An 11,412-nucleotide genomic window follows, 5' to 3' on the forward strand; every position below is an offset into this window, starting at 1 on the left:
TCAGCTCTCCACGATCTCGCCGGTAGCGGTGTTCACGGAGACAGTCTTGCCGGACTCGGCGTCGGACGCGACCGCACGCACGATCGCGTCCGCGGTCGCCGGCCCGATCCCCGGCACCAGCGCGATCTCGGCAGCGGACGCCGAGCGCAGCTTCTTCAGCGAACCGAAGTGCTTGATCAGGGACTTGCGGCGCACCTCGCCGAGCCCGGGGACGTCGTCGAGCAGCGACTCCACCATCGACTTCGAGCGCCGCGACCGGTGGTGGGTGATCGCGAACCGGTGCGCCTCGTCCCGGATCCGCTGCAGCAGGTAGAGCCCCTCGCTCGAGCGCGCCATGATCACCGGATCGGGGTCGGACGGCAGCCAGACCTCCTCCAGCCGCTTCGCCAGTCCGCAGACCGGCACGTCGTCGATGCCGAGCTCGTCCAGCGCCCGCTGGGCTGCAGCCACCTGCGGCGGGCCGCCGTCGACCACCACGAGGCCGGGAACGTAGGAGAACTTCCGGGCCTTGCCGGTGTCCGGGTCGATCAGCATCGGCCCGGCATCGGGATCGACCTCGCCGTTGACCAGGTCAGGCGTCTCGATCCGCTCGTCCAGCAGCCGCCGGAACCGCCGGGTGATCACCTCGTGCATCGACGCGACGTCGTTCTGCCCGTCGACCCCGCGGATCACGAACCGGCGGTACTCGCTCTTCCGGGCGAGCCCGTCCTCGAAGACCACCATCGAGGCGACCACCTCCGTGCCCTGCAGGTTGGAGATGTCGTAGCACTCGATCCGCAGCGGCGCGGTCGGCAGGTCCAGCGCCTTCTGGATCTCCTCGAGCGCCTGGTTGCGCGCGGTGAGGTCACTGGCCCGGCGGGTCTTGTGCAGCGCCAGCGACTGCGCGGCGTTCTGGGCGACGGTCTCCTGGAGGATCCGCTTGTCGCCGCGCTGCGGCACCCGCACCGTGACCCGGCTCCCCCGGGCCTCGCTGAGCATCTCCTCGAAGACCCCGGAGTCGGGCGGCAGCACCGGCACCAGGATCTCCCGGGGCAGCGACTCGCCCTCCTCGCCGGCGTACAGCTGGAGCAGGAACTCCGAGACCAGGCCGGCGGTGTCCAGGTCCTCGACCCGGTCCGCCACCCAGCCGCGCTGACCGCGGATCCGGCCGGACCGGACGTGGAAGATCTGCACCGCCACCTCGAGCGGATCCTCCGCCAGCGCGATCACGTCGGCGTCAGTGCCGTCGCCGAACACGACCGCCTGCTTCTCCAACGCCTTGTTCAGCGCCCCGAGGTCGTCCCGCAGCCGAGCAGCCTTCTCGTAGTCCTGCGCCTCCGAGGCGGCGTACATCTCGCGCTCGATCCGCCGCACGAAGGCGTCGGTCCGCCCACCCAGGAAGTCGGCGAGATCCAGCGAGATCTCTCGGTGCTCCTCCGCGGAGATCTTCCCGACGCACGGAGCCGCGCACTTGTCGATGTAGCCGAGCAGGCACGGCCTGCCGATCTGCGCGGAGCGCTTGAAGACGCCGTTGCTGCACGAACGCATCGGGAAGACCCGGAGCAGGGTGTCGACGGTGTCCCGGATCGCCCAGGCGTGCGAGTACGGGCCGAAGTACTTGACGCCCTTCTTCTTGGCGCCGCGCCCGACCATCACCCGCGGGTACTCCTCGTTGAGGGTGATCGCCAGCCACGGGTAGGACTTGTCGTCGCGGTACTTCACGTTGAACCGCGGGTCGTACTCCTTGATCCAGGAGTACTCCAGCTGAAGCGCCTCGACCTCGGTGCCGACAACGGTCCACTCGACGCTCGCCGCCGTGGTGACCATGGTCGCGGTCCGTTGGTGCAGACCGGCGATGTCCTGGAAGTACGACGACAGCCGGGCCCGCAGGTTCTTGGCCTTGCCGACGTACACGACCCGGCCGTCCTTGTCCCGGAACCGGTAGACCCCGGGCCGGGTCGGGATCGAGCCCGGTTTCGGCTTGTACGTCGTCGGGTCCGCCACGAGGAGAACTTTAGTGGTGCACGCCGACAGCGATGCTTGCATCTTTTGTCTAGTGCTTTACTCTACTTTCATGAGAACCGGAGTTCTGGACCGCCGGCTGACCACCTCCCCCGAGGCCGAGCAGGCCTACCGCGAGGGCGTCGATGCGCTGCTCCAGCTCCGTCAGGGTGCGGTCGGGCACTTCGCCACCGCCATCACCCTGGACCCCACCTTCGCGATGGCGCACGCCGCGCTCGCCCTGATGGGCCACGAGTGGTGCGCACCGGTCGACGCCGAGGCCAGGGTGGCAGCAGCCGCCCTGCACGCCGGACGCGCCACCGACCAGGAGCGCAGCCACATCCACGCCGTCAGGCAGCACCTCCGCGGCGACCGGCGCGCCATCGTCCAGCACCTCGACCGGCACCCGGACGACGCCGTGCTGCTCTCGGTCGCCGTACCGACGATCGCGTTCGCGGGCGTGACCGAGGTGCCCGAGGACGCCTGGCAGATCGTGGAGTCGTGTACGAGGGCCCTGTCGGGGACCTGGTTCCACGACGGCCTGCTCGCCTTCGTGCGCCAGGAACAGGGCCGCTTCGACGACGCGATGCACCTCGCGAACCTCTCCCTGGCCGCCGAGCCGAGCTCCGGGCACGCCGCGCACGCCAGGGCGCACGCGCACTACGAGACCGGCGACCACGCCGCCGGTCTCACCTGGCTGGACACCTGGATGGAAGGGGACGGGCGGCAGACCGACAACCTCGCCCACTACGCCTGGCACGCGGCCCTCCACGAGCTGAGCGACGGGGACCTGACGGCGGTCGACGCCCGCTACCGGGCCCAGCTCGCCCCCGACCACGTCTCCGGCTGCCGCTCCCTGGTCGACACCGGCTCCCTGCTCTGGCGGTGGAGCCTGACCCCGGGAGCGCACGACGTCCCGTCCGTCCAGGACGGCACCGACGTCCCGGCGAGCACCCTGCTGCGCCCCACGACCCCCTTCGTCGGCCTGCACGCCGCCGTCGCCCTGGCCGCAGCCGACGACGCCAGCGGCCTCCGCAGCCTCGCCTGCTGGGCCGAGGCCCACGAGAACCCGGTCCAACGCGCCGTCGTCGCCCCGCTCGCGAACGCGCTGAGCCTGCTGGTGCTGGACCAGCCGTCCGCGTGCGCCGACGAGCTGATCCGGATCAACCCGCAGGTATGGCGGGTGGGTGGCAGCGACGCCCAGCGCGAGGTCGTCGAGGAGACCCTGGTGACGGCGCTGCTCCGCGCCGGCCGGTACGACGAAGCGCGCGCCCTGATCGACGACCGCCTCGACCGCAGGCACTGCCGCCGCGACCAGTGGTGGCGCGACGCGACGATCAGCTGACGGTCAGCGAGTCCCCGGCGGCACTCACGGTGACGGTCTTCTCCGCCAGCGGCTTCGAGGCCGGGCCGCGCTCCACGGAACCGTCCGTGATCGAGTACTCGCTGCCGTGGCAGGTGCAGTCGATCTTCCCGTCCTCGACCTTGGTGACCAGGCACTGCTGGTGGGTGCAGACCGCGGAGAACGCCTTGAACTCCCCCGCGGTCGGCTGGGTCACGACCAGCTTCTCCTCCGGGTAGATCGCGCCGCCGCCGACCGGGATGTCCGAGGTCGGGATCGACTCACCCGCAGGCGTGGTCCCGCCGGAGGTCGGCGGATCGGAGGCAGGGACGCCCACCGGCCCGGAACCGTCGTCCCCGGACCCGCAAGCGGCGACGAGCGGAACGGCAAATCCGGCAGCCGCGACGCCGTACAGGACATTTCTGCGACTGGTCTCGATCTCCATGCCGACCAGGGTAGTAGTTGAAAGCAAAATTGCGAGGCTACCGGCGGCGACCCTCGAGCAACGGCTTCAGGAACTCCCCGGTGAAGCTCTCCTTCACTCCGGCCACGTCCTCGGGGGTGCCGGTCGCCACGACCGTCCCGCCCCGGTTGCCGCCCGAGGGCCCCATGTCGACGATCCAGTCCGAGGTCTTGATCACGTCGAGATTGTGCTCGATCACCAGCACGGTGTTGCCCTGGTCGACCAGCCGCCCGAGGACCAGCAGCAGCTTGCGGATGTCCTCGAAGTGCAGACCGGTGGTGGGCTCGTCCAGGACGTACACGGTGCGCCCGGTCGACCGCTTCTGCAGCTCGGAGGCCAGCTTGACCCGCTGCGCCTCACCGCCCGAGAGCGTCGTCGCCGGCTGGCCGAGCCGCACGTAGCCGAGTCCGACCTCGAGGAGGGTCTTGAGGTGCCGGCTGATCGCGGGGATCGCCGCGAAGAACTCGACGGCCTCCTCGATCGGCATGTCCAGCACGTCGGCGATGGTCTTGCCCTTGTAGTGCACCTCGAGGGTCTCGCGGTTGTACCGCGCCCCGTGGCAGACCTCGCACGGCACGTAGACGTCCGGCAGGAAGTTCATCTCGATCTTGATGGTGCCGTCACCGGCGCACGCTTCGCAGCGGCCGCCCTTGACGTTGAACGAGAACCGGCCCTGGAGGTAGCCGCGCATCTTCGCCTCGGGCGTCGACGCGAACAGCTTGCGGACGTGGTCGAAGACGCCGGTGTACGTCGCCGGATTGGACCGCGGCGTCCGCCCGATCGGGGACTGGTCGACGTGGATGACCTTGTCGACGTGCTCGGTGCCGGTGATCTTGGTGTGCCGGCCGGGAACCGTGCGGGCGTTGTAGATCTGCTTGGAGAGCGACGTGTAGAGGATGTCGTTGACCAGGGTCGACTTGCCCGAACCGGAGACACCGGTGACCGCCACGAAGAGCCCCAGCGGGAACTCCACGTCGATGTCCTTCAGGTTGTTCTCCCGGGCGCCGTGCACGACCAGCGAGCGGCCCTTGGTGCGCGGGCGGCGCACCTCGGGCAACGGGATCGCCTTGCGGCCCGACAGGTACATCCCGGTCTCGGAGTCGCGGTGCTTGAGGAGCTGCTTGACGGTGCCGGAGTGCACCACCTGTCCCCCGTGCTCGCCGGCTCCGGGACCGATGTCGACGACCCAGTCCGCGGTCATGATGGTGTCCTCGTCGTGCTCCACGACGATCAGGGTGTTGCCGAGGTCCTTGAGCCGGACGAGGGTCTCGATCAGCCGCTGGTTGTCCCGCTGGTGCAGGCCGATGCTCGGCTCGTCGAGGACGTAGAGGACGCCGACCAGGCCGGCGCCGATCTGGGTGGCCAGCCGGATCCGCTGCGCCTCGCCGCCCGACAACGTCCCCGACGGCCGGTCCAGCGACAGGTAGTCGAGACCGACGTCCAGCAGGAACCGGAGCCGCTCCTGGATCTCCTTGAGCACCCGCTCGGCGATCTGCTTCTCCCGCACCGAGAGCTGGACCGCGTTGAGGAAGTCGGCCGCCTCGTTGATCGGCAGCGCACAGACCTGCGCGATGTTCTTGCCGCCGGCGTCGCGGTCGCCCAGCGTCACCGACATCGACACCGGCTTGAGCCGCGACCCGGAGCACGCGGGGCACGGCACCTCGCGCATGAAGCCCTCGAAGCGCTCCCGGCTCGTGTCGGACTCGGCTTCCTTGTGCCGGCGCTCGATGTACGGCCGGACACCCTCGAAGTTCGTGTAGTAGGAGCGCTCGCGTCCGTACCGGTTGACGTGCTTGACGTGCACCTTGGTCGGGTGCCCGTCGAGGATCGCGGCCTGCGCCTTCTTCGGGATCTTCTTCCACGGCGTCTCCATGGTGAAGCCGAGCTCCAGCCCGAGCGCCTCCAGCAGCCGCGAGAAGTAGTCCGCGACGTGCGCGCCCGACCAGGGGCCGATCACGCCCTCGCCGAGCGAAGCGTCCGGGTCCGCGATGATCAGCTCCGGGTCGACCTCCATCCGGGTGCCCAGACCGCTGCAGGTCGGGCAGGCGCCGAACGGCGAGTTGAACGAGAACGAGCGCGGCTCGAGCTCGTCGGTGTCGATGTCGTGCTCGTTCGGGCAGGCCATCCGCTCGGAGAACTTCATCTCCCGACCGGGGTCCTTGGCGTCGAGATCGACGAAGTCGAACACGACCAGCCCCGACGCGAGGCTCAGTGCCGTCTCCACGGAGTCGGTGAGCCGTCGCTTCGACGAAGCCTTCGCGGCCAACCGGTCCACGACCACCTCGATGGTGTGCTTCTTCTGCTTGTCGAGCTTGGGAGGCTCGTCCAGCTGGTACGTCTCGCCGTTCACCCGGGCCCGCGAGAATCCCTGGGACTGCAGGGAGCGGAAGAGTTCGATGTACTCGCCCTTGCGCCCCCGGATGACCGGCGCGAGCACCTGGAACCGGGTGCCCTCCTCGAGCTGCAGGATCCGGTCGACGATCTGCTGCGGCGTCTGCCGCTCGATCGCCGAACCGCAGACGGGGCAGTGCGGGCGACCCGCCCGGGCGTAGAGCAACCGGAGGTAGTCGTAGACCTCGGTGATCGTGCCGACGGTCGAGCGCGGGTTCTTCGAGGTGGACTTCTGGTCGATCGAGACCGCCGGCGAGAGACCTTCGATGAAGTCGACGTCGGGCTTGTCCATCTGGCCCAGGAACTGGCGCGCGTACGCCGACAGCGACTCGACGTACCGGCGTTGGCCCTCGGCGAAGATGGTGTCGAACGCGAGCGAGGACTTGCCGGAGCCGGACAGGCCGGTGAACACGATCAGGGCATCGCGCGGGAGGTCGAGCGAGACGTCTTTGAGGTTGTGCTCACGTGCGCCACGGATGACGAGCTGGTCGATCACGAAATTCCCATCTTTCGAACATCTGTTCGCATCAGTTAACCCCGGCGGGTACCGCCGCACAAGGATGGCACGCCGCACCGACAGCATTCCGCGCGGACCGGGGGCAGACTGGGGCCATGCCTGACGAACTCGAGGCCCTGCACCGCTCCGACCAACGCGTCGTACGCACGGTCGATTCCCTCACCGACGCCGAATGGGCCGGTGCGTCCCTCCTCCCCGGCTGGACCCGGGCGCACGTCGTCGCCCACCTGGCGCTGAACGCCGAAGGCTTCGCCGGTGCGCTCGAAGCCCTCGCCGAGGGTGAGCCGCGCCCGATCTACCCCTCCGAGGAAGCCCGGGACGCCGGCATCGAGGAGTTGGCGGTCCAGGACCACGGTGTCATCCGGGAGCGCTTCTTCGCCGCCACCCAGCACTTCCGCAACGTCGCCGAGGAACTTCCTGACGAGATCTGGGAGGGAACCGTGCTGCGCGTTCCCGAGGGCCCGGAGTGGCCGGCCCGGTTCCTGGTGGGGGCCCGGCGGCGCGAGGTCGAGATCCACCACGCCGACCTGGGTCTCGCCTACACCCGGCAGGACTGGCCGAGCGACTTCTGCGAAGCGCTCCTCGACCACGCGATCAAGGATCGCGCGTTCGCCGTACTGGCGACCGACCTGGGCCGCACCTGGGGATCCGGGACACCGACCACCCAGGGGACCGCGGCCGACCTGGGCTGGTGGCTGACCGGCCGGGGTCGGGGCGAGGGCCTCACCGGCGACCTGCCCGACCTAGGCTGACCCCATGACGACGTACACCGGCAACGTGACCCCCGGCGGCACCCCCGAGGTCCGCGAGCTCAGCCGCCTGATCATCACCAAGGTCGCGGTCGACGACACGATGTCGAACAACTGCTACGTGCTGCGCTGCCGGGCAACGGACGAGCAGGTGCTGATCGACGCGGCCGATGACGCCCCCACCCTGCTCGCGCTCCTCGGCCCGGCCGGCGCGACCAAGGTGATCACCACCCACCAGCACTGGGACCACCACCGCGCTCTCAGCGACGTCGTCGCCGCCACGGGAGCCGTCACCGTTGCCGGCGAGCCCGACGCCGCCGCGATCACCGAGCAGACCGGCACCCAGGTCGACGACGCGGTCCGCCAGGGGGACGTCGTGGAGTTCGGCGAGATCCGCCTCGAGGTCATCCACATCGTCGGCCACACTCCTGGCTCCATCGCGCTCAAGTACGACGACCCGGACGGAACGCCGCACCTTTGGACCGGAGACAGCCTCTTCCCGGGCGGAGTGGGCAACACCTTCGGAGACGCCGACGCCTTCGTGAGCCTGATCAACGACGTCGAGGCCAAGATCTTCGGCACGCTGCCGGACGAAACCTGGTTCTACCCGGGGCACGGGAACGACTCGACGCTCGGCGTCGAGCGGCCTCAGCTCGCGGAGTGGCGCGAGCGCGGCTGGTAAGAACTGTTCGGACTTGCGCTCGGATCGCGGCAGATCCGGACGCATGTCCTGCGTAACCCCAGATTCCGAGGTCTCCGATCAGACCTCGGGGGATGTGGTGACGCGAGGGTGCTGGTCAGGGCGCCAGGCAGTAGACGTAAGCGGTGATGCCCGTGGCGTTCTGAGAGGCGTTGTAAGCGGTGGCTTGCCAACCGTTGGCGCCGACCATCATGTGCGACGCTGCCGCGTGCAAACCTCCGTAGGCGTTGTTCTGGAATCCTCCGCCGATCGCTGTTTCTCCGCTCAAGCACAATGCGTAAGCGGTGTTGGAGTTTCCGGTAATGACGGTAGCGGTGCCGTTGCGCGTGGTGATGGTTCCCAGTTCGCTGGAGGTCACCGTCCCTGCACCAAGGTCGGCGCCGGTCAACGAACCATCCGCGACCCTCGCGCCGGTGATTGCGTTGTCGATGATGGCGCTGCCAGGTATGGACAGGGCACTTTCCTTGATGTCAGTTCCGGTCAGGGAGTTGTCGGCGACGTCGGCGGACGCAACTGCCCCGTTCTTGATGTCATTGCCGTAGACCTGTTCGGTGCCGATGTCGGCGGACTTGACTTGGCCGTTCTTGATGTCGCCCGAGTCGACGGTGTTGATACCGGACAGGGCAGATGCTGACACGGTTCCGCCGACCATGACCGCGACGACGAAGAGCGCCAACCCAGCGACGATTTGACGTCTGTCGCGCCGCTTGGATGCCCGATCGACCGTGGGGATGCGGTCGCTCTTCAGCGCTTCGATTTCAGCTTCGAGCCGTTCGATGGTCTGGCGCAGTTCGTTGTCCATGGTTGAGGATCCCGCATAGTCAGTGTTCTGTCGGGAGTTCAGCACAACCAACACCGAGTACGTGCCTCCGTAGTCGTCAGCCACGAACTCGGGTTTCGACAGCGAATGAGACGCGCGCAGACCTCCGTTTGCAGGCGCATCCAGCGAGTTCAGCAGGTGGCGGAGTCGACGACGGTTCCAAGCTCCCGGTGATCGCATCGTCCGTCGGTCAGTTGCCGGTCGCTGAGCGGGGCACGGAGCGTCGCTGAGATCGTTCGCGTGATGCCCACCGCGGTGCACGGGCGGTCGGACTTGTAGGAGTTGACGACGACAACGGTCAGGGCCACCGAGGCGGGTTGTTCGTCGAGGATCGTTCGCGAACTCTCCTCACAGGCTCCGCCCAGGTAGTCCACGGACACCGAGCGACCATCAGCACTGACCGCCGCGTCGGTCCACGCGAGCAACAGCGTCTCCCGGATCACGCTCCCCGTTCCCGAGGGATCACCAGGCCCGACACCCCGACTACACCCTGTCAGCAGGAGGAGCGGCAGGATCGCCCACCAGCAGGCAGTTCTCATCTCGCGACTCCGGTTGCGTCAAGGTCCTAGTCATCGGTCTGACGCCAGCCGGTCGATGCTGGTTCCCTAGGCTCAGATCCGGAACCGGTAGGTGGCAGGCGTCCGGTCAGTACCGCCGGGGCCGATGGCCCGTACGTAGAACTTGTACTTGCCGCGACCCAGGTGCTTGTAGGTCTTGCCCGACGCGCAGGCCTTGAACGCCGCGGCCCGGTTCCCCTTCACCAGCTTGCACTGGAAACGGGTGGTCGCGCCGAGCCCGCGGAACGTGAACCGAGCCTGGTGCTTCGCGCGTCGTACCTTCGCCGAGGTGATCTTGGTGCCGGGCGGCGTCTTGGGAGCAATCACGGTGTCGGAGGCGCAGATCGCGAAGACCCGGTTCGTGCGCACCTGGGCGCTCGACGTCTGCCCGTACGCCGACCACCCGCGAGCCACGCGACCGGAGGCGACCGCGTTGAGGTCGGCGGGCGAGGTGAACGGGCCCATCAGGGCGACCCGGTCCTGCGGGTCATGGGCTCCGTCGGTGCCCTGCCCACCCGAGAGCGCCCGCCGTCCGGCTGGACACGCCACGGCGGCGCCACCGGCTGCGTTGTCGACCATCGGCAGGGTGTAGCTGACAGCACGGACGACGCCGTCCGAACGAGCGGAACAGACCGCGAAGAATCTGTCGCCGTACGCGGAGGTCGATTCCACCACGGTCCGCCACCCGATCGCCACGTCGCCGTTCTGGGTCTCGGCGAAGCCGAGCGTCGCATCGACCGGACCGGTCTGGTAGAGCGCGCCGGGGACCGTGTTTCCCGGAATCAAGTCGTCACTGATCTTGCCGACCCCACCACCGATCGCGCGCGACCCGGCCGGGCACGGGACCGCGACGCTCAGCGTGCCGGTGCCACCCGGCTGCGCCGATGCGAGAACGGCGTCGGAGTTCGCCGAGCAGATCACGAACGCCTTGAACCCCTGCGGCTGCGAGCCGTAGTTCGCCACGGTCACCTGCCACCCCCTCGGCAGGTCGCCAGCGTCGGTCGCCGAGGCAGTACCGGTCGCGTCCACGGGCGCGGAGTAGAACACTCGGTACAGGTCGACCGTCAGGGACTCGGGCGGTGCCGGTGCGGCACCACCGCCGGTCGCCCGCATCCCGGCGGGGCACATCACCGTGGTCATCCCCTGGAGGTTCCCGGTCCCGATCGTCAAGGTCTTCACCACGACCACGGCGTCGCCGCCCGCCGCTGCCGATCCGGGCTGCGCGGTCATCAGCTGCAAGGAGGTGAGGACCAGAGCCGCCACCAGGATCAGTGATCGCTTCATGCCCCAACCGTCACACGTCGCCAGCTGCGACGGCAACGGTGTGCGGGGGCCGTCCGGGTCCCGAATGCGTGCCACTCTCGTCCCACTCGTCCGGCTCGTCCGGTTCGCGTGCCGGGGCGACCCGTACCGGGAGCACGACGTCGGCTTCGAGGTACGCGGCAACCTCGCCTAACGCCCGAGATGAGCGAAGATGACCGGGTGGACCCCTTCCTCCTCCCCGCGCCTGCCTCCGCGACCGGCTCGTTCCGGTACGTGTTCGAGCACCTGGCGACGACCATCGCCGCCGAGCCGTCGTCGTACGACGCACTGTCCCCGGACCAGCACATCGTGCTCGCACTCGGGACGCTGCGCCGCGACGTGAGTGCCGACGGTTTCGGTGGCTACCTGGGCAACGTCGGCCGCGACAGAGCCCTCGACGCGCAAGCCGCGGCGTCGCTGATCGGGCACGCCTGGCAGGTGCTCATCTCGGCTGCCGTCGACCGCGACCCCTCGGACGACTTCCGCGACCTCGACTCGGTCTTCGCCGACCTCGAGGACGACCAGTCCGTGGACGCGGTCTTGGACGAGTACGTCTGGGCCACCCGGGACGCGTTCTTCGGATAGGTTCAG

Annotated in this window: 10 protein-coding genes; 4 read left to right on the plus strand and 6 right to left on the minus strand. The window is 68.8% G+C overall.

All coding sequences use genetic code 11. The annotated features are described in order from the left end of the window. Positions 1 to 1,983, minus strand: coding sequence for an excinuclease ABC subunit UvrC (gene uvrC, locus EFK50_RS21405; protein WP_246004278.1), 1,983 nt, complete (start codon positions 1,981 to 1,983; stop codon positions 1 to 3). Between the two features lie 70 nt (positions 1,984 to 2,053). On the opposite strand from uvrC, the gene EFK50_RS21410 reads away from it, so the two are divergent. Continuing rightward, complete coding sequence (locus tag EFK50_RS21410; RefSeq protein ID WP_123229648.1) at positions 2,054 to 3,325, plus strand: tetratricopeptide repeat protein; 1,272 nt, start codon at positions 2,054 to 2,056, stop codon at positions 3,323 to 3,325. On the opposite strand, the gene EFK50_RS21415 is transcribed toward EFK50_RS21410, so the two are convergent. Together EFK50_RS21415 and uvrA are read right to left on the minus strand one after the other, a co-directional pair. After that, positions 3,318 to 3,767, minus strand: a complete 450-nt coding sequence (locus EFK50_RS21415) for a Rieske (2Fe-2S) protein (protein WP_123229649.1) — start codon at positions 3,765 to 3,767, stop codon at positions 3,318 to 3,320. The two genes, EFK50_RS21410 and EFK50_RS21415, sit on opposite strands and share 8 nt — an antisense overlap. A 37-nt stretch (positions 3,768 to 3,804) precedes the next feature. Continuing rightward, the gene (gene uvrA, locus EFK50_RS21420; protein WP_123229650.1) at positions 3,805 to 6,672 is read right to left on the minus strand and encodes an excinuclease ABC subunit UvrA; all 2,868 of its coding nucleotides are present in this window, start codon (positions 6,670 to 6,672) and stop codon (positions 3,805 to 3,807) included. A 116-nt stretch (positions 6,673 to 6,788) separates the two neighbouring features. Here uvrA and EFK50_RS21425 point away from each other — a divergent pair, with 116 nt between their 5' ends. Together EFK50_RS21425 and EFK50_RS21430 are read left to right on the plus strand one after the other, a co-directional pair. Next, positions 6,789 to 7,445 carry a maleylpyruvate isomerase family mycothiol-dependent enzyme gene (locus tag EFK50_RS21425; protein WP_123229651.1) on the plus strand — a complete coding sequence of 219 codons (657 nt, stop codon included), beginning with the start codon at positions 6,789 to 6,791 and terminating at the stop codon, positions 7,443 to 7,445. A 4-nt stretch (positions 7,446 to 7,449) separates the two neighbouring features. Continuing rightward, positions 7,450 to 8,124 carry an MBL fold metallo-hydrolase gene (locus EFK50_RS21430; RefSeq protein WP_123229652.1) on the plus strand — a complete coding sequence of 225 codons (675 nt, stop codon included), beginning with the start codon at positions 7,450 to 7,452 and terminating at the stop codon, positions 8,122 to 8,124. Positions 8,125 to 8,239: 115 nt separating this feature from the next. Here the strand turns inward: EFK50_RS21430 and EFK50_RS21435 are convergent, their stop codons facing one another. The 3 genes from EFK50_RS21435 to EFK50_RS21445 all read right to left on the minus strand — a co-directional run bounded on the left by EFK50_RS21435 (position 8,240) and on the right by EFK50_RS21445 (position 10,803). After that, on the minus strand, positions 8,240 to 8,944 hold the full coding sequence (locus EFK50_RS21435; RefSeq protein WP_148046254.1) for a hypothetical protein: 705 nt from the start codon (positions 8,942 to 8,944) through the stop codon (positions 8,240 to 8,242). A gap of 149 nt (positions 8,945 to 9,093) precedes the next feature. After that, the gene (locus EFK50_RS21440) at positions 9,094 to 9,405 is read right to left on the minus strand and encodes a hypothetical protein (protein ID WP_123229654.1); all 312 of its coding nucleotides are present in this window, start codon (positions 9,403 to 9,405) and stop codon (positions 9,094 to 9,096) included. A gap of 168 nt (positions 9,406 to 9,573) precedes the next feature. Further along, complete coding sequence (locus EFK50_RS21445; RefSeq protein ID WP_123229655.1) at positions 9,574 to 10,803, minus strand: hypothetical protein; 1,230 nt, start codon at positions 10,801 to 10,803, stop codon at positions 9,574 to 9,576. A gap of 180 nt (positions 10,804 to 10,983) precedes the next feature. Between EFK50_RS21445 and EFK50_RS21450 the strand changes: the two genes are divergently transcribed. Further along, entirely contained in the window at positions 10,984 to 11,406 is a 423-nt protein-coding gene (locus tag EFK50_RS21450) for a DMP19 family protein (RefSeq protein ID WP_183407953.1), read from the plus strand. Positions 11,407 to 11,412: the final 6 nt, after the last annotated feature.

The organism is Nocardioides marmoriginsengisoli (assembly GCF_003725695.1).
Lineage (GTDB): Bacteria > Actinomycetota > Actinomycetes > Propionibacteriales > Nocardioidaceae > Marmoricola > Marmoricola marmoriginsengisoli.